At 40.2% G+C, this 23,246-nt stretch carries 21 protein-coding genes; 8 read left to right on the plus strand and 13 right to left on the minus strand.

Annotated elements, in window-relative coordinates:
* Positions 1 to 16: 16 nt before the first annotated feature.
* Genes MB14_RS03680 through recF form a run of 3 tightly spaced genes read right to left on the minus strand, consistent with a single transcriptional unit; the run spans position 17 to position 2,999 of the window.
* Positions 17 to 709, minus strand: a complete 693-nt coding sequence (locus MB14_RS03680) for a hypothetical protein (protein WP_062588834.1) — start codon at positions 707 to 709, stop codon at positions 17 to 19.
* 22 nt (positions 710 to 731) lie between these two features.
* Positions 732 to 1,883, minus strand: a complete 1,152-nt coding sequence (locus MB14_RS03685) for a cysteine desulfurase family protein (RefSeq protein WP_062588837.1) — start codon at positions 1,881 to 1,883, stop codon at positions 732 to 734.
* Between the two features lie 9 nt (positions 1,884 to 1,892).
* Complete coding sequence (gene recF, locus MB14_RS03690; protein WP_062588839.1) at positions 1,893 to 2,999, minus strand: DNA replication/repair protein RecF; 1,107 nt, start codon at positions 2,997 to 2,999, stop codon at positions 1,893 to 1,895.
* Between the two features lie 96 nt (positions 3,000 to 3,095).
* Here recF and pdhA point away from each other — a divergent pair, with 96 nt between their 5' ends.
* The 4 genes from pdhA (at position 3,096) to MB14_RS03710 (ending at position 6,832) form a co-directional block, all read left to right on the plus strand.
* Positions 3,096 to 4,127: a pyruvate dehydrogenase (acetyl-transferring) E1 component subunit alpha gene (gene pdhA / locus MB14_RS03695; protein WP_062588841.1), complete on the plus strand. Its 1,032-nt coding sequence runs from the start codon at positions 3,096 to 3,098 to the stop codon at positions 4,125 to 4,127.
* Positions 4,128 to 4,184: 57 nt separating this feature from the next.
* On the plus strand, positions 4,185 to 4,874 hold the full coding sequence (locus MB14_RS03700; protein WP_062588844.1) for a tetratricopeptide repeat protein: 690 nt from the start codon (positions 4,185 to 4,187) through the stop codon (positions 4,872 to 4,874).
* A gap of 124 nt (positions 4,875 to 4,998) precedes the next feature.
* Complete coding sequence (ribH, locus tag MB14_RS03705) at positions 4,999 to 5,475, plus strand: 6,7-dimethyl-8-ribityllumazine synthase (protein WP_062588845.1); 477 nt, start codon at positions 4,999 to 5,001, stop codon at positions 5,473 to 5,475.
* 37 nt (positions 5,476 to 5,512) lie between these two features.
* Complete coding sequence (locus MB14_RS03710) at positions 5,513 to 6,832, plus strand: aspartate kinase (protein WP_062588847.1); 1,320 nt, start codon at positions 5,513 to 5,515, stop codon at positions 6,830 to 6,832.
* 79 nt (positions 6,833 to 6,911) lie between these two features.
* Here MB14_RS03710 and MB14_RS03715 read toward each other — a convergent pair whose 3' ends face one another.
* Complete coding sequence (locus tag MB14_RS03715; protein WP_062588849.1) at positions 6,912 to 7,658, minus strand: hypothetical protein; 747 nt, start codon at positions 7,656 to 7,658, stop codon at positions 6,912 to 6,914.
* Positions 7,658 to 8,551, minus strand: coding sequence for an MBL fold metallo-hydrolase (locus tag MB14_RS03720; RefSeq protein ID WP_062588852.1), 894 nt, complete (start codon positions 8,549 to 8,551; stop codon positions 7,658 to 7,660). The genes MB14_RS03715 and MB14_RS03720 overlap by 1 nt, the downstream gene beginning before the upstream one ends.
* Positions 8,552 to 8,694: 143 nt before the next feature.
* Here MB14_RS03720 and MB14_RS03725 point away from each other — a divergent pair, with 143 nt between their 5' ends.
* Both MB14_RS03725 and MB14_RS03730 read left to right on the plus strand, forming a co-directional pair.
* On the plus strand, positions 8,695 to 10,329 hold the full coding sequence (locus MB14_RS03725) for a M14 family metallopeptidase (RefSeq protein WP_062588854.1): 1,635 nt from the start codon (positions 8,695 to 8,697) through the stop codon (positions 10,327 to 10,329).
* 1 nt (position 10,330) lies between these two features.
* The gene (locus MB14_RS03730) at positions 10,331 to 11,818 is read left to right on the plus strand and encodes a M28 family peptidase (protein ID WP_062588856.1); all 1,488 of its coding nucleotides are present in this window, start codon (positions 10,331 to 10,333) and stop codon (positions 11,816 to 11,818) included.
* A 124-nt stretch (positions 11,819 to 11,942) separates the two neighbouring features.
* On the opposite strand, the gene MB14_RS03735 is transcribed toward MB14_RS03730, so the two are convergent.
* On the minus strand, positions 11,943 to 12,176 hold the full coding sequence (locus MB14_RS03735) for an addiction module protein (protein ID WP_062588858.1): 234 nt from the start codon (positions 12,174 to 12,176) through the stop codon (positions 11,943 to 11,945).
* Between the two features lie 31 nt (positions 12,177 to 12,207).
* The gene (gene mutS, locus MB14_RS03740; RefSeq protein ID WP_062588860.1) at positions 12,208 to 14,817 is read right to left on the minus strand and encodes a DNA mismatch repair protein MutS; all 2,610 of its coding nucleotides are present in this window, start codon (positions 14,815 to 14,817) and stop codon (positions 12,208 to 12,210) included.
* A 301-nt stretch (positions 14,818 to 15,118) separates the two neighbouring features.
* On the opposite strand from mutS, the gene MB14_RS03745 reads away from it, so the two are divergent.
* Positions 15,119 to 16,042, plus strand: a complete 924-nt coding sequence (locus MB14_RS03745; RefSeq protein WP_157716538.1) for a DUF4382 domain-containing protein — start codon at positions 15,119 to 15,121, stop codon at positions 16,040 to 16,042.
* A 145-nt stretch (positions 16,043 to 16,187) separates the two neighbouring features.
* Complete coding sequence (locus MB14_RS03750; RefSeq protein ID WP_062588864.1) at positions 16,188 to 18,605, plus strand: ATP-binding protein; 2,418 nt, start codon at positions 16,188 to 16,190, stop codon at positions 18,603 to 18,605.
* On the opposite strand, the gene MB14_RS03755 is transcribed toward MB14_RS03750, so the two are convergent.
* The 6 genes from MB14_RS03755 to MB14_RS03780 all read right to left on the minus strand — a co-directional run bounded on the left by MB14_RS03755 (position 18,602) and on the right by MB14_RS03780 (position 23,076).
* On the minus strand, positions 18,602 to 19,039 hold the full coding sequence (locus tag MB14_RS03755; RefSeq protein WP_062588866.1) for a hypothetical protein: 438 nt from the start codon (positions 19,037 to 19,039) through the stop codon (positions 18,602 to 18,604). The two genes, MB14_RS03750 and MB14_RS03755, sit on opposite strands and share 4 nt — an antisense overlap.
* A gap of 23 nt (positions 19,040 to 19,062) precedes the next feature.
* Entirely contained in the window at positions 19,063 to 19,653 is a 591-nt protein-coding gene (locus MB14_RS03760) for a hypothetical protein (RefSeq protein WP_062588868.1), read from the minus strand.
* A 37-nt stretch (positions 19,654 to 19,690) separates the two neighbouring features.
* Entirely contained in the window at positions 19,691 to 20,563 is an 873-nt protein-coding gene (locus tag MB14_RS03765) for a pirin family protein (RefSeq protein ID WP_062588871.1), read from the minus strand.
* A 229-nt stretch (positions 20,564 to 20,792) separates the two neighbouring features.
* The gene (locus tag MB14_RS03770) at positions 20,793 to 21,188 is read right to left on the minus strand and encodes a DUF1801 domain-containing protein (protein ID WP_062588874.1); all 396 of its coding nucleotides are present in this window, start codon (positions 21,186 to 21,188) and stop codon (positions 20,793 to 20,795) included.
* The gene (locus MB14_RS03775) at positions 21,188 to 21,754 is read right to left on the minus strand and encodes a DUF4287 domain-containing protein (RefSeq protein WP_062588876.1); all 567 of its coding nucleotides are present in this window, start codon (positions 21,752 to 21,754) and stop codon (positions 21,188 to 21,190) included. Before MB14_RS03775 ends, MB14_RS03770 begins: the two co-directional genes overlap by 1 nt.
* A gap of 233 nt (positions 21,755 to 21,987) precedes the next feature.
* Positions 21,988 to 23,076: a Fic family protein gene (locus MB14_RS03780; RefSeq protein ID WP_062588878.1), complete on the minus strand. Its 1,089-nt coding sequence runs from the start codon at positions 23,074 to 23,076 to the stop codon at positions 21,988 to 21,990.
* Positions 23,077 to 23,246 lie beyond the last annotated feature (170 nt).

Below are 23,246 nucleotides of genomic sequence, written 5' to 3' on the forward strand. Positions count from 1 at the left end.
TCAATTACAGAAGCGATTAGTATTTCAGTTCTTTAATTTCATTTTGAAGAGCTACAATCCTCTCCTCAATTTTAATGGGAAGTTGTCTCGGAAAAACATAGTTCTTAAACCGATCGATTTCTCCACTGAATTTTCCTAAGTGTGCTAATCTAATTATTTGAAAATGTGTTTTTGCGAAAGCTAATAGACCGTTGCCTTCTAAAGCTGCATCTGTTACATCTGCATCCGTTCTGAAATCATATCTAAGCTCTGGGTCATCAACTAGGCCTGCCTTCTCAATGATTAAATCCTCTAATTTTTGACCGATATATAAAATTTGTTCTAAGAGCTCTTTGTCAGTTTGGTTTAGTGCCACTTTGCGAGTAGTGCCATCTTGAAATTGATATTCTTGCTCTTTGTTTAAAAGGAAAGTTAAAGTTCTAAATTCAGCTGGTTTACCAACCATGAAAATTTTGTAAAACTCTTTACTTGCGTTAAGGTAGGACTGAAAGGGGCCATAGAAATCATTCAGCTTTTTATATATTTCTTGTCTTCTTTCCTCTTTTCTCTTTTCGGTAATTTGCTCCTTATGCGTTTTATAATTGAGGATTAGTGAAACTATACCGACAATAAATGCACCTATTGCACCAATTGCTGCTGCCAGAATTGCAGAATCCGCCCATACTGGACCTGAAGAAGTTGCTCCCTGTGAAATTTCTTGAATAATCATAATGCCAAAATTATTAGGTCAATTATACTAATTTATTTAGTGAATAACAAGTTTTGGATAATTGAGTGACAGTTCTTTGAGCATGTTCTAATATATTTAGTTTTCCTAAGCCAAATCTCAAACAATTAAAGGCTTCTAGTTCCATTAACCCCATCGCATGAAGGACGTGAGAGGACTCTATTAGTGCTGAGGTACAAGCAGAACCATTTGAAACCATAATATTAGGCATTCCCATCATTAAAGCATCCGAGTCTATTCCTTCAAAGTAGATATTGGTGGTATTTGGGAGTCTATGGGTTCTGTTGCCATTTACTTTCGTGCCTGGAATTTTTAAAAGCTCAGTTTCTAAATAGTTTCTCAGTTCGGAAGTGTGCTTGGCATTTTGTGCCATTTCTTGCCTAACTAGTTCGGCAGCTGTCCCCAAGCCCACTATTCCCGGTACATTCAGCGTTCCACTTCGTTTTCTGCCTTGGTGTCCACCTCCATGGATTTGGCTTTCTAGCTTTACACGGTTTGGCCTTCTGCTTCTTACAAATAACCCTCCTGCTCCTTTTGGGCCATATATTTTATGCCCTGAAAAAGCCATCAAGTCAATTCCCATCTTGTCCACATTCAAAGGGATTTTTCCAAAAGCCTGTGTGGCATCTGTAAAAAACAATGCTCCTGCATTGTGTGTAATTTCTGCTATTTCTTGGATAGGCTGAATTACTCCTGTTTCGTTATTGGCAACCATTACTGAAACAAGAATAGTGGTATCCTTGATTGCTGCGTTCAAATTTTCAAGCCTTATAAGGCCATCAGGCTGCACCGGAAGGTAGGTAACTTCAAAACCCTTTGTTTCTAGATATTCACAAACATCCAATACAGCTTTATGCTCAGTTTGTACGGTGATGATGTGGTTGCCTTTTCCTATATAAGATTCTGCTACTCCTTTTATCGCCAAATTAATGGATTCCGTTGCACCGCTGGTGTAGACAATTTCATTTGGTTGGCAGTGAATCAGATCGGCAATTTGGTTGCTGGCCTTTTTAACCGCTTGACTGGCCTCGTGCCCAAATATGTGATTACTGGAGGCGTTGGCATATTGGTTAGTCAAATAAGGCATCATAGCCTCTAAAACACGTGGGTCTAGAGGTGTGGTAGAGTTATGGTCTAAGTATATGATGTCTTCCATAATCGAAAGTTAGGGATTAGTAGCTTCAATTTCTCCTCCTTCTACCTCAAAAAACCTTACTTCATGGCCAATGGCTTCGAATATCTTTTGGCTGCGCTCGGGGCGGGCATCGGTAACGAAAATCTGCCCAAAGGCATCGGAGGCCACCATTTCCATCAGTTTGGTAATGCGGAAATCATCTAGCTTATCGAAAATATCATCGAGCAACAGCATGGGCTTAATCTCTGTTTCGGTAAAAATATAATCGAAGTGCGCCAGCTTAAGTGCAATCAAATAAGACTTCTGCTGCCCTTGCGACCCAAACTTTTTAATCAGTTCGCCTTCCATTTCAAATAGAAACTCATCTTTGTGAATGCCCACATTGGTGCGCTTCAGAATTAAATCCTTTTTCTGATTTTGCTTAAACATGGCAGCAATGTCCTGCCCAAAGTCCGACTCATATTGTAAGTCTACTTGCTCACTTTCTTCTGAAAGCAGGGCATAATGCTTTTGCACCAACGGACGGAAAGCCTGAGTAAAGCCTTTCCTTACTTGGTAAATGCGCTGGCCAATTTCAATGAGTTGATCGGTATATTGTTGAAGCAGAGCCGCATCGAAAAAATCACGGTCGGCAAACTGTTTTAGCAAACTGTTGCGCTGCTTGAGTACGTGGTTATATTGAATAAGGTCGTTGAGGTAACTTTGGCTGGTTTGTGAAATAATTCCATCAAAAAACCGCCTTCGGTCTTCACTACCATTGCGGATTACATCGGTGTCGTTAGGCGCAATAAGTACCACCGGAAACTTACCAATATGCTCGCTCGCTTTCTTGTAAGGCTTCTCATCCAGCTTAATTAATTTCTTTTTTCCCAGTTGCAAACCACAAACAAGGGTGTGAGTTCGCTCGCCCAGAGAAATTTTTCCTCGTAAAGAAAAATAGTCTTGTCCGTGGAGGGCACATTGAACATCTTGTGGGTTAAAGGCGCTTTTGGTGATGCAGAGGTAATAAATGGCATCTAGCAGATTAGTTTTACCGCTTCCATTCTTCCCCACAAGGCAGTTAATTTCCTTCGAAAAGTCGATCTTTAAACTTTCGTAGTTCTTGAAATTATTAAGGCCGATAGATTCGAGATGCATTAATTTCGAAGTTGAACGTTTTTGTCTTATTTTCGCACTCCGATTTAAACTTGTACAAGCAAAGGAAACGGAGATTTCCTTCAAATATATTGACGAATGGCCGCAACTAAAGCAACATCTAAAGCAAAAGCAACAAAGGCGACAAAGTTCTCTAAGGAGACTTATATGTTCTGGTTCGAGAACATGTTGTTACAAAGAAGGTTCGAAGAGAAAGCAGGACAGCTTTACGGACAGCAAAAAATTAAAGGTTTTTGCCATTTATACATTGGCCAAGAAGCCTGTTCAAGTGGTTCGGTTACAGCCTTAGAAAAAGGCGATAAGTGGATTACTGCTTACAGAGACCACGGTCAGCCATTGGCTTTGGGCACTAGCCCTAATGCAATTATGGCCGAGCTGATGGCCAAAGAAACAGGTGTTTCTAAAGGAAAAGGTGGTTCTATGCACATGTTCGACAAAGAAGTTGGATTTATGGGCGGTCATGGTATTGTAGGTGGGCAGGTGCCTTTGGGCGCAGGTATTGCCTTTGCCGAAAAATATAATAAAACAGGTAAGCTTTGTATCTGTATGATGGGTGATGGTGCTGTGCGTCAAGGAGCATTCCACGAAGCGCTCAACATGGCCATGAACTGGAAATTGCCTGTGATTTTCGTAATCGAAAACAATGGTTACGCCATGGGAACTTCGGTACAACGAACTTCTAACGTAACCGACCTTCATACTTTAGGTGAATCATATGATATGCCTTCTGCTGCGGTTGATGCCATGAACCCCGAAAACGTTCACATTGCCGTTGAAGAAGCTGCCGACAGAGCAAGAAGAGGAGATGGCCCAACTTTATTGGAATTCAGAACTTACCGTTATAAAGGGCATTCAATGTCTGATCCTGCGAAATACAGAACTAAAGAGGAATTAAACGAATACAAAGATAGAGACCCAATTGAGCAAGTAAGAGCTAAGATTTTGGAGAACAAATGGGCTACTGAAGCAGAATTGAAAGAGATAGACAAGAAGATCAAAGCTACTGTGGAAGAGTCGGTTAAGTTTGCAGAAGAGTCTGATTATCCAGATCCGTCTGAGGCTTACAAAGACGTTTATGTACAAGAGGATTACCCGTTCATCACCGAATAGGATTTAATCCCTTGTTGTTCAACATTTTCCTTATATTTGCGACCTAATTTTCAAGAGATGGCACAAAAGACTTCAGAAGAAGCACACAACGAGCATAACGATACCAACTCAGCAGTTGGAAAAATGAAGAAAGAGCTAGGACCAGCAGGTTTTGTTGGTATGATAGTGGGCTTGGTAATTATTGTAGTAACCAGCGCTATTTTCCTACTTAATTATAGTAAGTCGAATAAAAACGATAGCGCTCAGGCAGACATGTTTCAGGCGCAGTATTACTTCGAGCAAGACAGCCTTGATTTGGCCTTAAATGGTGACGGTAGAAACCTTGGTTTCTTAAGTATCATCGATATTTACGGTGGAACAGAAGCAGCAAACTTGTCTAACTATTATGTTGGAGCGATTTATTTAAAAGAGCAAAAATTTCAATTGGCTTTAGATCATTTGAAAGACTTTTCTTCTTCTGAAGAATTGATTCAAGCAAGAGCTTATAAGCTAACAGGTGATGCTTACATGGAATTGGGTAATTTCAGTGATGCAGCAAGCCAATACGAAAAAGCAGCAAGTACTGCTGATGACGATGCTTTTTCTCCAGCTTATTTATTGAAAGCTTCTTTGGCTTACGAAAAACAAGGAGACCTTAAAGCGGCTATTAAGCCTTTAGACGATATTATTAAGAATCACTTTGGAACTGCTGAGTACGCTAGCGCACGAAAGCATAAGGCTCGCCTAGAAGGTCTTGCCGGGAGTTAATTCTTGATTCAAAAAAAATTAACAATGAAGGTAAGGTCGTAAGGTCTTACCTTTTTTATTTAGCATAGGGCTAAACTCACTTTTTAAATTAGAAATAAACCTACAGCAATACACGATAAAAATTATGGCATCTAACCTTAAAAACCTTAGCGATTACAGCGATAAAAACCTTACCGATATGGGTAAGAAAAAGTTTGCCATTGTGGTTTCAGAATGGAATGAAGAAGTAACCGAATCGCTTTACCAAGGCGCATATGAAACCCTAATTGCCAACGGAGTAACCAAGGAAAACATTATCAAGAAAATGGTACCAGGTAGTTTCGAGCTTTCAATGGGCGCTCAATGGATGGCCCAAAAAGAAGAAATTGATGCCGTCATTTGCTTGGGCTGTGTTATTCAGGGCGAAACGCGTCATTTCGATTTTATTTGCGATGCCGTAGCGCATGGCATTACCAACGTGTCGTTAAAGTACAATAAGCCTGTGATTTTTGGTGTACTTACCCCAAACACCCAACAACAAGCTTTAGATAGGGCTGGAGGAAAACATGGTAACAAAGGAGATGAAGCCGCAATTACTGCGGTGAAAATGCTCGGCTTCTAATTAATAATTTTCACTATTTACTTTTCCAGATCAATTTATGCAGGTCTTAAAATTCGGAGGAACTTCGGTTGGAAAACCGGAACGAATGCACCAAGTGGCTCAGCTCATTACAAAAGATGAGCACTCAAAAATTGTTGTTTTATCGGCCCTTTCAGGTACTACCAATGCTCTTGTTTCCATTGGTGAGTCATTGGCCAAAAGCGATAAGGAAGAAGCTAAATCTAAGATTGAGTCTCTTAGGGCGCATTATGCTACTTTTATAGAAGCTTTATTTTCTACTTCAGAAAAGACTGAAGAAGCACAAGAAATGATTGATGAGCACTTTGAGTTTTTGCTCATTACGCTCAAAATATCATTCAATGAGGCGCTGAACAGAGATATTTTGGCACAAGGTGAGCTGATGTCCACCAAACTTTTCACGCTTTATTTAGAAGAGATTGGGGTAAGTGCAAAGCTGCTTCCAGCCTTAGAGTTTATGCGTACCAATGAGGAAGAAGAGCCAGATTTAGATCTCATTTCTGAAAAGCTAAAAGCTATTTTGGCAAAGGAAAATGACGCTACAATATTTATCACACAAGGCTATATCTGCAAGAATCATAAAGGTGAAATTGACAATTTGCAGCGTGGAGGAAGTGACTACACGGCTTCTTTAGTAGGCGCAGCCATTAATGCCACCGAAATTCAAATTTGGACCGACATTGACGGAATGCACAACAATGACCCAAGGGTGGTAGATAAAACTTTTCCGATTGCCGAGCTTTCTTTTGACGAAGCTGCTGAGCTTGCCTATTTCGGAGCGAAGATTTTACACCCTGCTTCTATTTGGCCAGCGCAGAAAATGGGAATTACAGTGCGTTTGTTGAATACCATGCAGCCAGAGGCAAAAGGCACAGTGATTAGCACGGCAACTACTTCTGATGATGTGAAGGCCTTGGCTGCAAAAGATGGAATTACCGCCATCAAGATCAAGTCGAGCCGAATGCTATTGGCCTATGGTTTCTTAAGAAAGGTGTTCGAGATTTTTGAGAAGTATAAAACACCAATCGATATGATTACTACCTCTGAGGTAGCGGTTTCAGTAACCATAGATGACGATACTTATTTGAATAAAATTCTTACCGAACTAGAGAAATTTGGAACCGTGGAGGTAGATAAGAATCAAACCATCATTTGTGTAGTGGGTAATTTTGTGGCCGAAAGAAAAGGGGTAGTCAATAATATTTTTGAAGCCCTAACCAGCATTCCAATTCGAATGATTTCCTACGGAGGTAGCCGACATAATATTTCTTTATTGACAGATGAGGGCTCTAAAGAGGAAGCGCTTAAAAAGCTAAATACTCATCTATTCGATTTATAAACCTTATAGACAAATATTAAAAATGTCTCTCAATTAATTCTGAGAGACATTTTTTTATGCTCTAATGTTATACAAGCATTTAAGGCATCCACTTGGCGCCTTCAAAATTTTTGGGCTCAAATATTTCAGGAGAAAGCGATTTAGGTGATTTGATATTGGAATAGGTTTCCAATAACCTCAACTTGTTGTCGGTATAAAACTTTATTTCAGTGGCCACCCAGCCCCCACCAACTTTCACATATTTACCAAAATGGACATCCTGATTTCGTCCGTTTCCAAAGTTCTGCGTCATTCTAACAAACAGAAGCGTTTCTTTATCAATCCAAAATTGGTTCGAACTTTCATCTCCTTCTAGCGCTCCTACCACATATACTTTTTTACCATTATAGTCTCGTTGGTAAGCCTTTTCTAAGTCAAATCCCAAAATAGTAAGAGCCCTAGCTGTTTTTGTAGCCGGCTGATCGTATACAGAAAAGCCTAAAATTAGCAAAGGGTGGTACATTATTCTTGAAGCCGTAACAACTCCTTCTTTCAGTTGATAGATAGAGTCATTTCTGAAAATCATTCCGTTGCCTTTGTCTATTTCATCAAACTTGATGGCCAGCTTGTCGGGCATTTGGATGGCTTCATACCAAATATTTTCACTCACTACATTTCCATCTTCATCGTATCTAATGGTTTGTTGATCGAAAGTGAGATTTTTATACCATTTGCCTTGGTAGCGTTCGTACATTTTTTCCAGTAAGCTTAGGCCAACACCATTTTGCTCAGTAGGAAGGGCAAAAAGTATGAATAAAACAGATAAAGTAAGTTTTTTTAAAATCATTATTTTCCTTCAAACAGCTCCATATAGGCTGCATCAATTGTTCTAGATTGGTTTCCTTTCCATTCAGGAGCACCTGGTATTTCATTCACATCCGACAAAGCTTCCTTTGTCTTTCCTCCGTCAATTCCTTTTTTAACGTACTCTAATGATTTGGCCAAATAGTTACTAAAAGCCTTCAAATCTTCGCGCTTTCCTTGAACATTATAACCATCTCCAGCGTGTCCGTAAACGAAAATCGTATCGTTGTCAAAGGTATTATAAGTTTTTTCAAGAACCACTTGCCAATTGGCCATATTTGCCCCAGCGGATTTATCAATAAAGGGTGGTCTTCTGTTAAAAAGCAGATCGCCCATATGAACGATATTCGCGTTTTCGAAGTGAACCACCGAATCTCCATCTGTATGACCTGCCCCAAAATAATGTAGCGCCATGGTTTCGTCTCCTACTTTTTTACTCCATTTTCCAGACTTATAGGTGGTATCGGGCAAGAGGGTACTTTCCGGATTTCTTGAGGTTCGCTCTAAATTAGATTTCGAGTTTTCATGAGCAACAAACTCTTTAACCAAGCCTTTAAAAGCAATATTGCCCGAAGTGTGATCGCCATGATGATGCGTATTGATCAAAAGGTCGATTTGTCGACTCGTTTTTTTCTTTAACTCTTCAATCAAATGAGCAGCAGAATCTTGATACTGCGTATCTACCACTACAATTCCATTATTAGAAGCCATCCAACCAATCGTTCCGCCTTTTTCAGTAAAAAAGCCCACGTTATTTCTTAATGGATTCATTTTATAACCCCCTTGATCAAACAAAGCGCTTAAAAAGGAGAAGCCCGTTGTGGCGCCAATGCCGGTAATTAAACTTGTCTGTTTTACAAAATTACGTCTGTTCATATAGGCTAGAATTGGTCAATTGAAATTATAAAAGGATACGATTAAAGGCAGTACCGCCTATATAAAAGCGAAATAAAAGCAATTTGAACATAGCAAAACATCTGCTTGTTTTTGGTAATTTCACCGACCCTAAATTGATAATTATGAGACTTTTTTATCTTTTGATGTTGAGCTGTTTTGCCTTTTCAGTAACTGCGCAAGACCTACCAAAAGCATTATTAACCACACCAGAACTTTCAAACTACGAGAAAACCTCTAGCTATGCCGATGTAATGGCATTTATAGATGCCGTGAGTAAAGGAAGCAATAAGATAACCCGTATTTCTATGGGTAAGAGTTTAGAAGGAAAAGACATTCCTGTGTTGGTGTTGGCAAACCCAAAAGTGAGCACGCCAGCCGAGGCAAAAGCAAGTGGCAAGCCCATCATTTATATCCAAGGAAATATTCACTCGGGTGAAGTAGAAGGAAAAGAAGCGGTGCAGGTAATGCTTCGCGAAATCCTTCACGGAGACAAGGGTTATCTTTTGGACAATCAAATCATCCTTTTTGCGCCTATCTACAATACCGATTCTAACGATAAAATGGAAGCTGGCCGTAGACCTTCGCAAGAAGACAGCCCAAAAGAAGTAGGAATTAGAGAAAATAGCCAAGGCTGGGATTTGAACCGTGATGGCATTAAACAAGAAGCCTTAGAAACCAACGGACTTATTCAAAATATCATTGTGCCTTGGGACCCTGCGCTTTTCGTAGACCTACACACCACTAACGGTGTTTGGCATGGCTATTCACTTACTTGGGCACCTAGCTACCATACCGCTGGCGAAAAAGCGCCATATGATTTTACTTGGGATAGAATTCTTCCAGAGGTAACCGAGCAAGTAAAGAAGAAAGATAATGTATACCTCGGCCCATATGGTTACTTCTACCCACAGAGAGAAGGCTGGCCGATTAAGTCTATTAGTACCTATAATCACCACCCACGTTATTTGGTGAACCAGTTTGGTTTAAGAAATAGAATGGCAATTTTGAGTGAAGCCTTTGCTCATGAGCGTTTGTACCAACGTATCAATTCTACCTATGCGTTTATAAGAGAGATTTTGGAATTCACCAATAAGAATGGAAAGGAAATGTTGAAGGTAAATGCCCAAGCCGAAGCCGCAGCCATTCAATTGGTAAAAGAACAAGGTGGCAAAGTAAGCAAAGGAGTAAGGTTTGAAATGACACCTTTGGAAGAAAAAATTCCTGCTTACCGAGCATACAATTACGTTGAGTATGAAGAAACTGAAGGCAATAGACCTGGAAAACGTTACTTGAGAAAGCCAGAAATTGTTGAGTTGCCTGATGTAGTGAATTACAGTGCGTTTACCCCAACAGTTACTGCCATTTTACCAAAGGGCTACATTATTCCGGCCGAGTTTGCCAACATTGCCGAACACCTAATGAAGAACGGGGTGAAGGTGACAAAGCTTGAAAAGAATGTGAGAGCAACAGGTCAGGCATATAAAGCGACAAAATTAGCGCTAGCGCAAAGACCTTTCGAAAAGCACAACATGGCGACTATTGAAGGAGCCTTTGAAAACACCACTAAGAAATTTGGTAAAGGCGATTATTGGGTAGACTTAGCTCAGCCTTTGGCCAATCTTATTTTCTATATGTTAGAACCAGAATCAGATGATGGGTTAGTAACTTGGAATTTCTTTGATGAGTATTTCCAAAAAAATGGCATTGATCAAAAAGCTGTTGAATACCCTGTTTTTAAATATTTTGAATTGAAGTAATATGAAAAAGACACTCCTTTTTTCAGGCTTGTTGCTGTTTATTGGTAGCGCCTGCAGTCCTCTTACTGACAAAGAAAAAACAGACGCTACGGTAAACAAAGAAACCATCAAGGAGCACATTTACTACTTGGCTTCAGATGAAATGAAAGGCCGCGATACTGGCTCACCAGAAATTTTAAAAGCAGCAGATTACATTGCTGATCAGTTGAAAGCTTATGGTGCTAAACCTGTGCCAGGTGCCGATGGTTATTTTCAGGCTGTACCAATTAGAAAGAAAAGCCCAGCGGAGTCTGCTACTTTAGATTTCTCGGGTAAGAATTTTGAACTAGGAACCAACCTTTTAGTATTAGAAGGCCAAAGCGAAAAAGTGGAAGGCGAAATCGTATACCTCAATTATGCATTGGCAGCCGATTATGAAGGAAAGGATGTAGAGGGCAAAATAGTATTCGCAAAAATTGGCGATGGGGAAGCTACTGACACACGTCAAATTCTTCAGTTCAGCCGTCAGAAATACCAATTGGCTTTAGAAAATGGAGCAGCTGGAATCGTAGAATTCTATAACCTTCCTACTTCGTTCGAACAAGTAGGAGCCCGTTTCAGAAGCACTAGCTTGAGTATCGATCCTGATGGTGATGAAGGAAAAATCATTCCTCAGCTTTGGTTGAAGGATGCCGACAATTCTACCCAAAGGTTTATGATGACGCGCAGCATCAAAAGAGCGAATATTGAAATCAAGGGAATGGTGAATGAGCTGACCAAAGACAAAAACGTCTTGGCCATGATTGAGGGTACTGATCCTGAATTGAAAGATGAGTTCATCATGTTTTCTGCACACTACGATCACGTAGGCATTGGAAGACCAGACGAAACAGGAGACTCTATTTACAACGGTACTCGAGATAACGCGATTGGAACAGTAACGGTGCTTTCTGCTGCAGAGAATATTGGTAAGTACCCAATGAGAAGATCTGCGCTTTTTGTGTTGTACACAGGCGAAGAGAAAGGTCTTATCGGAAGTAGATGGATGGCCGATAACCCAATTGTGCCTTTAAATGAAATTGTGTTTTGCTGGAATAGCGACAACGCTGGCTATAACGATACCACCATTTCTACTGTCGTAGGCTTGGAAAGATTTACCGTAGTGCCACAATTGATAAAGGACGCCAACACGGCTTATGGCCTTACTGCCATTGATGATCCTGCGGGTGAGCAAGGCCTATTCGATAGATCGGATAATGTGAGCTTTGCACGAAAGGGAATTCCAGCACCTACTTATAGCTTGGGCTTCCGTGCTTTTGATGGAGATGTAACCAAATACTATCACCAACCAGGAGACAACCCCGAAACAGTAGATTACGACTATCTATTTAAGTTCTTCAGCAGTTACGTATTGGCTTCACGCCTTATCGGAAATGCAGATGAAACTCCGTTCTGGATTGAAAGTGATAAATACTACGAAACAGGAAAAGCGCTTTATGGAAAGGAGTAGAACTCTAACAAATTGAAGATTATAAAAGCCCTTGAAAGAGGGCTTTTTTCGTTTATTAACCGTCACTCTGAGGTTGAGTTTGTAAATCGAAACCGCTAGAGTCTGTCTGTTTAGAGCGGAAATGCTAAACAACTAACAGCTTCACTCGATCTTTAACTTCTTCCCAACTTGAACCAGAGTTTGGGTACTTTTCATGTTCTTCAAGTCTTTCTTCAAGAAGAGCTTTATGTTCTTTACTCAGGGTATAATCTGATTCATCTATACCAGATTGCACGATTGAATACAGCGCTTCAAGTGCTTTGTCATCTGCCTTGTTGATAAAGTCGTGTAATTTCTCCCTGATATCTGCGCTGCTCATACGGGTCTTTTTTGTCAAAAATAACGAAAATCTACTTCTTCAACTTTCCTTTAATCTCATTTAGTTTGAGCAATGCTTCTACTGGCGAAATGGTGTTGATGTCTAGCGTCTCAAGAATTTCCTTGATTTCATTGAAAGTTGGGTCGGCTTCAAAGAGGTTCAGCTGAAAGTTGTTCTTTGGCATATCCTTGATCTTGTCGTCCGTTTGGTTGCGGATTTTGTCCTTTTCCAAATGATGCATTATTTCCGCAGCGCGAATGACAACGGGGTTTGGCATACCCGCCATTTGCGCTACATGAATACCAAAACTGTGTTCGCTGCCGCCTTCTTTGAGCTTGCGCATAAAAATCACCTTGTTGCCCACTTCCTTTACCGAAACGTTGAAGTTCTTAATCGCAGGAAAGTCTTCTTGCAACTGATTCAGCTCATGGTAATGCGTAGCAAAAAGCGTTTTAGGTTTGAATTTGTCGTGGTTATGCAAGTATTCCACAATCGACCAAGCAATGGAAATTCCATCGTAAGTACTTGTTCCTCTACCAATTTCGTCCATTAACACCAAGCTTCGATCGCTCAAATTATTAAGTATGCTTGCCGTTTCGGTCATTTCTACCATGAATGTAGATTCGCCTTTCGACAGGTTATCGCTGGCGCCTACTCTTGTAAATACTTTATCGGTAATGCCTAAAATAGCGGCTTTGGCCGGCACATAGCAACCCATTTGCGCCATCAACACAATCAGGGCCGTTTGGCGCAAGAGCGCAGATTTACCCGCCATATTTGGCCCGGTAATAATTAGAATTTGATGCGTTTGGTCGTCCAAGAAAACATCATTCGGCACATAGCTTTCACCCACAGGCAATTGCTTTTCAATCACAGGATGGCGGCCTTCCTGAATATCAATGATCATTTTGTCATTGATTTGCGGACGGCAATAATGGTTAATCTCGGCTACGGTGGCAAATGAAATGAGGCAATCTAACATGCCCACCACCTTGGCATTTTGCTGTACTTGAGCAGTGTATTCAGCCGCAAATGAAACCAAGTCGAGAAAAATCTGCTGCTCAATGGCTTGAATCTTATCTTCGGCAGTTAAGATTTTGTCCTCGTAGGTTTTTAGCTCTTCGGTAATGTAGCGTTCTGCATTCACCAAGGTTTGCTTTCTGATCCACTCCGCAGGCACTTTGTCTTTATGCGAATTGGTAACCTCTAAGTAATAACCGAATACTTTATTGTAGGCAATTTTTAGCGAAGTAATGCCTGTGCGTTCCGTTTCTCGCTGCTGAATTTGCAGCAAATAATCTTTTCCAGAATGCGATATTTTCCGAAGCTCATCTAGCTCTTCATCTACGCCATCTTGCACAAAATTGCCTTGGTGCACTAGCATAGGAGCCTCTTCTTTTAACTGCTCTTGAATGCGTTCTAATAGTTTGTCGCAAGGGTTTAGTTGGTCTGCCAAAGCTTGCAATGCTTTGTGTGGCGCATTGGCCGCATAACCCTGAATTGGCCGAATATTCTCCAAAGCTTTGCGCAGCTGATTCATTTCGCGAGGGTTAATTCTACCAACAGCTACTTTAGAAATCAATCGCTCCAAATCACCAATTTGCTTAAGGTGGGCAGAAATTTCATCGCGCAGTTCAGTGTTTTCTGCAAAAGCATCTACAATAGAAAGGCGTTCTTCAATTCTGCTTTTTTCCTTTAGCGGAAGCACCATCCAGCGTTTCATTAAACGGCTACCCATTGGAGTATAGGTATGATCTAGAATATTAATTAAGGGTACTCCGCCTTCTTGTTGCGGGTAAACCAATTCTAAGTTTCGGATGGTGAATTTATCGAGCCAAACGTATTTATCTTCTTCAATTCTACTGATTGAGGCAATGTGCTTTACTTCCTTATGCTCTGTTTCTTCCAAATAATGAAGAATAGCGCCCGAAGCAATAATGCCTAAGCCAAGGCTTTCTATACCATAACCTTTAAGGTTAGCGGTTTCAAAATGATTAGTCAGCTTTTCGTAAGCATAATCATAGGCATAAACCCAGTCATCTAAATGGTAGGTATTGTGGGATTCTTTAAAGCGATCGTAGAAAACCTCTCGGTTCGATTTACAAAAAATGAATTCTGAAGGATTTAAACTCTGTACGAGTTTGTCTATATATTCTTTAGAGCCTTGTGCCGTTAAAAACTCACCCGTAGAAAGGTCGAGAAAGGAAATACCCACTTGGTCTTTATCGAAAAAGAGCGAAGCCAAGTAGTTGTTTCGCTTTTTATCGAGCACGTTATCGTTGAAGGAAAGACCAGGAGTCACCAATTCAGTAACCCCGCGCTTTACAATTCCTTTTACCGACTTTGGGTCTTCCAGCTGATCGCAAATGGCAACTCTGTTTCCGGCTCGAACTAATTTAGGCAGGTAGTTATCTAAGGAATGATGCGGAAAACCGGCCAATTCAATATGGCTGGCAGAGCCATTGGCGCGTTTGGTGAGCACAATATCAAGCACCTTGCTGGCTTTAATAGCATCTTCGCCAAAGGTTTCGTAGAAATCGCCTACCCTAAAAAGCAACAGCGCCTCAGGGTGTTTGGCTTTGATGGCATTGTACTGCTTCATCAACGGGGTTTCCTTCACTTCTGCCTTTGCCTTCGCCATAAATTGAATTTGATTTTTGTGCTTCTTCAAAAATAGAAAAATCCACTGCGCTTTCAATTTCCTATTTATAAAAGTCTGGAAATAGAAGGTTTGTTGTATTGCTAGACAAGCACTGGGACAACGAAAAATATAGTTTTTGGTACTCCTTTATCAAAATGACAAAGCTTTTTTCAATGTGAAAAAAATCTTGAGGTTGAATTTTCTGAAAAGTCCAAAATAGGCCAATTAAAGGCCTTTGGCATGAATGGCATCATGTTCGCCTAATGGCCAAGAGTTAAATTCTAAATTAAAACTGAAAGTTATGAAATATCTAAAATCACTAGCCGCTACACTCTTAATCATTCCAACATTAATGTTTACGAGTTGCGATGACGACAATTCAATTGAGCTTGACGGAACAGGAACCGCTAGGCTAGAAGCAACCGATGCTGCAGTGGATGCAGAGAATATCACTGGCGTTTTCTTGTCTGTAGACGAAGCGCAATTTATGGCCAATGGTCAAATTCAGAATTCAATCATGTTTGAATCTCCAAAAGAGTTTAACCTGATGGATTACCAAAATGGTGAAACCTATATTTTGGGTGAAACTGAATTGGAAGCTGGCGCTTACGATGAAATTCGTTTGATCTTGACTTCTTCTAACGAAGCTTATGTGAAGTATCTTAATGGATCGACTGAAGAAGTTGTAGTGCCAAATGGATCAACTTCGGGCTATGCAATTACGGGCGATTTTGAAGTAATGGCCAATAGCATGAATGAACTTGTACTTGATGTAGACTTGAGAAAAGCTCTTGTTAAAAAGGGTAGTGGTGAATTCAATTTAAGACCAACAGCCAGATTGATTACTAAATCTACTGCAGGTATGATTCAAGGAGCCGTAGATGAAGACAATATGGATGATGCTGACAAAGTAGTTGTATATGCATACTTAGAAGGTACTTTTGAAGACTCTGAAATGGACGAGCCGACTGATGGAAATTCAAGATTTGAGAATTCAGTAAATAGTGCTGTAGCAGATGCTAGCGGAAACTTTACCTTGGCCTTTATGCCAGAAGGTGATTATGAGCTAATTGTAGCCTCTTATAAAAGAGATCAACTTTTAGGTGGTGAATTAAAGTTTGAATCAGCCACGCAGGTTGAAGTTTCAATAGATGGTGAAACCACATCAGTTATTGAAGTACAAGCAAAAATAGTAACCAACTTACTAATCAACTTATTTCAATAATTGATTAACGAAAGGCGCCTGCTGAATACTTTCAGTTGGGTGCCTTTCTCTTTTTTGAGTTGAACATATTGTCTACCGGAAGGTTATCTAGCGTATATTGAGAAAGTAATTTTCAATATTTTATTTTTTCAACGTTAGGCGATAGATGGCTCGTTTCAAACTCAATAACCGACTCACTTTAGCATGGATTGTAAATCTGGCTTTGATCGTGCTTACCGTAGTTATTTCGGTGGCAGGCTATAAGGCATACCAAAGATTGAACAACATGGTGAGTGAGCTGCAGCAAAATGCAGAGCAAAACTTTAATCTATTGATTTTGAAGGATGTATCCTTCTATGTTAACGAGATGGAAACTCAAATTGATGCTTATCGAAATAATTCCAAACCCGATTATATCCGAAATTTTAATGCGTCTTTAGACAACAGTCAGTACTTGATTGACTCACTTAAAGCAAATTATACAAAAGATGAAATGATCGCCCTCTGCGATTCCCTTTCCTTTTTGATAAAAGAACGAGCCAAAGTACAGACCAAATTGACGGCTATTAATTCGGATTTGCTTGAAAACACATTGGAAGATTTAACTCAGAAAATAGAGGCGTTGCCAAAGGCAATCTCTGAGGCGGATACACTCAAGGAAACTACAAGAAAAATAGGTTTTGGGACAAAGGTCACGAATTTGTTTAGAAAAAAAGAGAACAGAATAAAAGCAGATACCACCGTAGCGCCAACTCAATCAGAGATTCTCCAAACCGAAATTATGTCAGAACTGGCCAAAGCGAAAGAAGAGAGTAAGGAAAAAGGGTCTGAATTGCGTTATCAGCTTTCTACCTTGGAAAAAGAATCTCAGGTATTTCAGAATAAAATTATAGATGTAATTAATGCGCTTGAATCACACGAACTTGAAGAGGGTAGAGATCATGTAAAAGATATTCAGGGCTTGGCCAATGACACCAACCGCGAAGTGGTTATTTTTTCAGCATTATCAAGCGCGCTTTTGCTTATTACATTAATCAGCCAGTTGAATTATGTAGGTAGAAATAGAAAATACCAAGCAGTGCTTCGCGAAGCCAAAAAGAACGCAGAAGAACTGGCCGATGCTAAAGAGAAATTCTTAGCCAATATGAGTCATGAAATCCGTACACCAATGAATGCCATTTCGGGTTTTACTAATCAGTTATTAAAAACTACAGCCCCTGGAGAACAAAAAGACCAATTAGAAATAATTAAAAGTTCTTCCGATCACCTGTTGCATTTACTGAACGACATTCTTGATTTTTCTAAACTTCACGCCAATAAGGTAAAGCTGAATAAGGAAGCCTTCGACCTTAAATTATTGCTCAACGATACCATGCGCATTTTTGAGGAAATGGCCGATGAAAAGGGTTTGAAATTGAAAACGTCTTTCGATGGCATTCCGAATTATGTAATAGGAGATGAGCACAGGTTACGTCAAATAATACTTAACCTTTTGCATAACGCTATTAAGTTTACCCCAAAAGGCTATGTCGAACTGAGTGCTTCTGTAGTGTCTAAGTCAGCAGAAAATGTGAGTTTACGAATATCGGTGAAGGACAGTGGTGTGGGTATTCCAAAGAACAAACAAGCCAAAATTTTTGAAGAGTTTGAACAAGCCACAGTGGCCGATGAAGCCAAAGGAACCGGACTTGGTTTGGCTATTTCTGCCATGCTGGTAAAACTACATGAGGGTGAGTTTTTAATCGAAAGCGAGCCCGACCAAGGCACAGAAATGATTCTAATTTTGCCTTTTACACTTAGCCAAAGCATAAAAGAAGAGGTAAAATCGAAAGATGAAAACCTAATTCATTTATCAGGAATTGCGGTTTTGGTTGCCGATGACGAGCCCTTCAACCTAAAACTTTTAGAAACCATTTTTAAAACTCACGATATAAAAATGGTACAGACACATAATGGAACCGAAGCTCTTGCAGCACTTGAAACCCAGGTGTTTGATATTGCCATTTTAGACGTTAAAATGCCAGGGCTCAGCGGCTTAGAGGTAGTAAGGAAAGTTCGGGCCGGAAAAGGAAAGAACAGTCAAACCCCAATGATTGCCCTTACCGCTACTGTTTCTGAGCAAGAAATGAAAGAGAGCTTGGCTTCTGGCTTTAATCGAGTATTGAGAAAACCATTTGATGAAAATGCTTTGCTTGAAATGATTCGTGTAGAAACGATGAAAACCAAAATGAAGAGTTCATCAGCCCCTAAAATGGTAAAAGCAGTAGCCAAGTTTGATCTCTCTGGCTTGCGCGAAATGGGCGATGACGATTTTGTAAAAGAAATGGTGTCCATTTTTAAGTCGAGTTCTGCCAGAAGTATAGAGAATTTAAAGAAAGCGATTCAGCTTAAAATTAGAGAGAGCCTTAAAAACGAAGCCCATAAAATGCTTCCTCCAGCGCGTCACCTCAGTGCTACAGATTTAGTAAAAGCGTTAGAAGCATTACAAGCCAAAGCCGATAAAGAAACCTTTGATGAGCTCAGCATTCGTATTGCTGAAATAGAAACAATTTATAATGGAATTAAAGAAGCTTTGAAGGGCTAAATATCTGTTAGCATTTTACCTTCTTCCTGGGCTTTTTTGTCTTTGGCAACACCAATGGCGAGTCCAATGGGAATACCGATTGCCATAAAACCAATATTGCCTAATGCGGTTCCCAATGGTATTCCAAAAATCACCATTCCTAATGACATCCATTGACCTCTATAGAAATGTGGAGGTAGTATTTCGAATTTCTTCTTCAATACACCATGAATATTAGCCTTGAGTGTTCTTAGTTGCCCAAAACGTAAGGGTTCTATTTCCAGAAACTTGTCAAGTCTGTCAATGGGTTCTCCAAGTTCTTCAATCGGAATTTCACGCGTTTTTAATTGCTCAAAAAGATGAATAAACTGCCTAATGATTTTATGACAAGTCAAGTGTTTCTCCTCTTGAAGCTTTTCCTGTAGTCGTGAAATAAGGGAATCGTAGGTGGGCATATTTTAATATCGAGATAAACGGTCTAACTTGAAAACGAACCTTGATTCTCTTTGTACCACTGTCTTGCTGGTTTTTGGAAAAGAAGAACCAAAGCGTACACTTGAACTAGTGTTTGTAAGAGTTCTAAAACACCAGCAATTGGAGCATGGTCAATGTAGAAAGGCACAAAAAAAACTTCTAAAAGAAGGCCAAAGATCATAAAAACGAGTAAAACTACCCTTATCCATGAGATACCTAGCCTAATGGCGTATGCTAAAGCAATAACAACGAGACCACTAAATAGTCCATCATCAGAAAGCCCATTTATATTGACAGATGATTGAGCGAAGAATGTACGGATTATCCAAAGGATTAAAGAAGCGAATATAAGGTTTGAAGCCAGCCGTATCGTTGGATGAAGGTTTTCAGGAGTCTTCCATCTTTGGGCTGAATCAACCTTGGCTTGCTGTTCTTCAGCTATAACGAATTCAGTTTTCGAAGTGTCAATTTTAACCCCTCTACTTTTAATTTCTTCTATTGCTGCGCTTAGAAATTCGGGTTGATAATCTTTCGGGTGGTTGACAATATCTTCCAGCTCTTGGTCAGATTTTCCTTTTACTTTGGCTTCGAACATAAGGTTTAAATTTATAAGGGGATAAACGTAATATTTCTTAACCCGGCAACAGAATATAACCCGTTTCACCGGGTACCATATCAAAGGCTTTGGCCTTCCAGCGTTCTTTGGCGACTTCAAGTGTGGCTTTTTCTGAGGCTACAAAATTCCAATAGATGTGCCTTTCTTCTGGAAAAGGCTGACCCCCGAAAATCAATAAGTGTGTGTTTTCTCCCAGCGTAATTTTGCAAAGATCTTCTTCTTTCGACACCAACATATTGCCTTTGTTTACACGCTCATCGCAAGCCATAATATGCCCTTCCACAATGCAAATTCCTATTTCCCCTGAAAGCTGCCCATCAATATTTAGTAGGGCTTCCGCGGTAGATTTTACTTCTACCATAAACAATTCGGAATGAACGGGCACAGGCGATTGGCGTCCAAAACCTTGCCCCGCTACCAGTTTAAACTGCAAACCTTTTTCTTCCCAGGTTGGTAAATCTTCCTTAGGTGTATAAGAAAACTGCGGCTCCATAAACTCCAATTCCTTCGGAAGGGCGACCCAGATTTGATAACCGTGGGCGGTAAATTCGCTGCCGTCTCGTCTGTTTTGGGGAGTGCGTTCGGTATGTACAATTCCTTTTCCAGCCGTCATCCAACCCACCGAACCCGGAGTGACCAGTTGCTCAGTGCCCAGGGTATCGCGGTGAGTAATTTCGCCTTCCAATAAATAAGTGAGGGTAGAAAGGCCAATGTGCGGATGCTGTCCAACGTCCATATAATGCCCGGGCTTAATCGTGACAGGCCCCATATGGTCAATAAAAATAAACGGACCCACCATGCGCTTTTTCCTAAACGGAATCAGTCTGCCGACTATAAAATCGCCAATATCTCGGCTGCGTTCTTCAATAATTAAACCTTGGTTCGACATGGAATTGCTGTTTTAGGGTTTGAAATAAAATTCCGGTTATTTTTTGGGACAGTCTCGATTGACAGAACCCTCCAAAAGTTCTCGCTTCAACTTTAGATGGAATAATTTACCACGGAAGTTCTAATTATAACAACTTTTGGAGGGTTACTCTGCTTTAACCAGATTCACACTATAAGTTTAATCAATGCCGATTGATATTATCTCACATTCCTTAAAAAATTGTTTGCAATTACCTTTTCTGGGCGTCAATTTCTGCGGCCTCAAAAAGTAAGATTCTCAATTGGTCGAAGTCAATTTCTTTCAAAGACTTGAAAGTTTTGGTGCGGACAAACTTCCTTTTTTCAGCAGCTAAATACCCATTTTCATCGGTGAGCAAATGGCCATAAGTAAAACCGAATTGAACGCCTTCGAAAGTGCCACCCCAAGGCACAGCTCCGGTCCAGATAAAGCAAACGGTTTTGCGTAGGCGAAAAAACGGCACATTGTAAGAAAGCTTCTCTTTTACTTGAGGAATACATTCATAGACCAAATTTCTTAAAGCCTCAACGATCTTGAGTTCATGCTCAGGAAGAAAGGCGAAAAGATCATCTAAATCCTGAAAGTCGACAGGCTGAAACTTATTCATTAACTGTTGGCATCGTAGGCTTTTTGCACCCAAGTGGCCAAAGAAGCATCCACATCTTCCACCGAAGAAAGTTTGATTCTGTGGGTAACCATGCTGTTCCAACTGCCTGCCGCTGCCACTATTCCTTCGGGCTCAACCCCTTTTAAATTGAGACCAATGTCTACCCTAGTTTTGGTGCTGGGCTGTAATAAGCCAAACTGCTTTTTGGGTGTCCGAAGACTGATGTAGGTTTTCTTATACGCAAATTCTACTTCGCCATTTGCATTTTCAAAAAGTGCTTTGGCTTTTTTATACACTTCTGCAATGGCCTCTTTTCCTGCCAGCAAATCTTCATCAGGATTTTCAGCGACTTTGTTTTCGAGCAAGTCAGGCTTAAGGTAAAGCTGTGCAATCAGGTTGGCAAAACCGTGAGTTACCCCATGTTCGCCTTTGAGCAGTTTTATGATTTCACCGTGTTTTTGTAATCCAGAAGTGGCCAGCAAAGCCCTCCATTCGGTGATAGATTTCCCGGTTTTTTCGGGAAGGTTATTGATCATGGTTTGCGCCATTTCTTCAGGAGTAGCCATAGGGTTGGTTTTTAAAAATGTAACTGTTTACATTTTAAACATACAAAAGATTAGGGTTTTGAGGAAGCTTAATTTATAAGACTAGAGATACAGATGAATCTCTCGTCCGACCTGAGGTACTGACGGTAAGCCCATCGGTACCGCAGGTCAGATGGATGGCTTAATGATGCAATGCAGTAGTGCTTTAATCAATGCTAAAGAACCCCTATGGCCTAATTTTATGAGAAGTGGAATCACTTCAAATTAAGAAAATAACGTGTACTCTTTCTTTCGCCTTTTCGAAGAAGGGCACCAAGCTCTACTAGTTTTTGCAAATCTCTGGTGGCCGTAGAGCTGGTTGTTCCAGTTATGCGGATATAGTTTTCAGCACTCAAGCCGCCTTTAAATCCTTCAATACCCTCTCTAAACATGCGATCAATCACTTTGCTTTGTCGCTCATTGAGATCTACATCAAAACGATGATAGAACGTTCCTTTTTGAATCAGAAAATCGATCATCCTTTGCGTATAATCTTGTGCCTCTAATACCATTTTGCAGAAGTATTTAAGCCATTTGTTAATGTCTAGCTTAAAACTGTTGGCGTGTAATGCTTCGTAGTAACTCTTTTTATCAGACTGAATGATTTGAGAAATGGCAATTAGCGTGGTGTGCTCTAAATGTTGAGAAAGTACCTTTTCAGAAAGCGCTCGGCCAATTCTGCCATTACCATCTTCAAAAGGGTGAATGCTCTCAAAATATAAATGTGCAATGCCAGAACGGATAAGTACATTTTCGATTTTAGCGGTGTTGAACCATTCTATAAAGGCATCCATTTCTTGTTTCACTCTATCTGATGGCGGAGCTTCAAAATGAACTTTAGGCTGGTTGATGGAGCCAGAAACAATTTGCATCGGGTCGTCATGAGTACGGTATTGGCCAATGTCTAGTAAATCTCTTCGACCTCTTGTGAGCATTTCATGCCAAGCAAAAAGCTGCTCATGATCCAAAGGTTTTTTGTAGTTGGAATAAAGATCAACCATCATTTCACTAATGCCTTGTTCGGCTGGTAAAATTCTTCTTTGGTCTGTTTTTAAACCAAAATGCTTTCTGATGGAGGATTGTAAGGAGTCTCGGTTGAGAACCTCTCCTTCAATTTCTGAGGTTTTCAAAGCCTCATTCATGATCAGATCGACTTTTAAAATCTCTTGATCATCAACACTAATGTGTTTCATGCTGCCAAGTAGAAGGCCTGCATTATGCAGAAATCGATTCTCATCACTTGAGAATTGTTCTTCGTTATAGACAAAATTAGGCCAGTCTTTTTGTTGCCAGTTCCACTGCATGAGCTATAAAGTACAGGTTTATAGCTCAAGATATAGCTAATTTATGAGCTATAAAAATATTTTTATAGCTCACGTAATGGCGTAAAAGTGAGCTATGAATTTTAGAAATTAGCTAAAATCTATTAGCAATCACTGTAAAGCCTGTTTTATTGATGCAATTAGGAAGCTGA

The sequence above is a fragment of the Roseivirga ehrenbergii genome (genome assembly GCF_001593005.1).
Taxonomy (GTDB): Bacteria; Bacteroidota; Bacteroidia; order Cytophagales; family Cyclobacteriaceae; genus Roseivirga; species Roseivirga ehrenbergii.

Coding starts and splice junctions, on each gene's coding strand:
- MB14_RS03680 (WP_062588834.1), bottom strand. CDS start 709: ATGATTATTCAAGAAATTTCACAGGGAGCAACTTCTTCAGGTCCAGTA.
- MB14_RS03685 (WP_062588837.1), bottom strand. CDS start 1,883: ATGGAAGACATCATATACTTAGACCATAACTCTACCACACCTCTAGAC.
- recF (WP_062588839.1), bottom strand. CDS start 2,999: ATGCATCTCGAATCTATCGGCCTTAATAATTTCAAGAACTACGAAAGT.
- pdhA (WP_062588841.1), top strand. CDS start 3,096: ATGGCCGCAACTAAAGCAACATCTAAAGCAAAAGCAACAAAGGCGACA.
- MB14_RS03700 (WP_062588844.1), top strand. CDS start 4,185: ATGGCACAAAAGACTTCAGAAGAAGCACACAACGAGCATAACGATACC.
- ribH (WP_062588845.1), top strand. CDS start 4,999: ATGGCATCTAACCTTAAAAACCTTAGCGATTACAGCGATAAAAACCTT.
- MB14_RS03710 (WP_062588847.1), top strand. CDS start 5,513: ATGCAGGTCTTAAAATTCGGAGGAACTTCGGTTGGAAAACCGGAACGA.
- MB14_RS03715 (WP_062588849.1), bottom strand. CDS start 7,658: ATGATTTTAAAAAAACTTACTTTATCTGTTTTATTCATACTTTTTGCC.
- MB14_RS03720 (WP_062588852.1), bottom strand. CDS start 8,551: ATGAACAGACGTAATTTTGTAAAACAGACAAGTTTAATTACCGGCATT.
- MB14_RS03725 (WP_062588854.1), top strand. CDS start 8,695: ATGAGACTTTTTTATCTTTTGATGTTGAGCTGTTTTGCCTTTTCAGTA.
- MB14_RS03730 (WP_062588856.1), top strand. CDS start 10,331: ATGAAAAAGACACTCCTTTTTTCAGGCTTGTTGCTGTTTATTGGTAGC.
- MB14_RS03735 (WP_062588858.1), bottom strand. CDS start 12,176: ATGAGCAGCGCAGATATCAGGGAGAAATTACACGACTTTATCAACAAG.
- mutS (WP_062588860.1), bottom strand. CDS start 14,817: ATGGCGAAGGCAAAGGCAGAAGTGAAGGAAACCCCGTTGATGAAGCAG.
- MB14_RS03745 (WP_157716538.1), top strand. CDS start 15,119: ATGAAATATCTAAAATCACTAGCCGCTACACTCTTAATCATTCCAACA.
- MB14_RS03750 (WP_062588864.1), top strand. CDS start 16,188: ATGGCTCGTTTCAAACTCAATAACCGACTCACTTTAGCATGGATTGTA.
- MB14_RS03755 (WP_062588866.1), bottom strand. CDS start 19,039: ATGCCCACCTACGATTCCCTTATTTCACGACTACAGGAAAAGCTTCAA.
- MB14_RS03760 (WP_062588868.1), bottom strand. CDS start 19,653: ATGTTCGAAGCCAAAGTAAAAGGAAAATCTGACCAAGAGCTGGAAGAT.
- MB14_RS03765 (WP_062588871.1), bottom strand. CDS start 20,563: ATGTCGAACCAAGGTTTAATTATTGAAGAACGCAGCCGAGATATTGGC.
- MB14_RS03770 (WP_062588874.1), bottom strand. CDS start 21,188: ATGAATAAGTTTCAGCCTGTCGACTTTCAGGATTTAGATGATCTTTTC.
- MB14_RS03775 (WP_062588876.1), bottom strand. CDS start 21,754: ATGGCTACTCCTGAAGAAATGGCGCAAACCATGATCAATAACCTTCCC.
- MB14_RS03780 (WP_062588878.1), bottom strand. CDS start 23,076: ATGCAGTGGAACTGGCAACAAAAAGACTGGCCTAATTTTGTCTATAAC.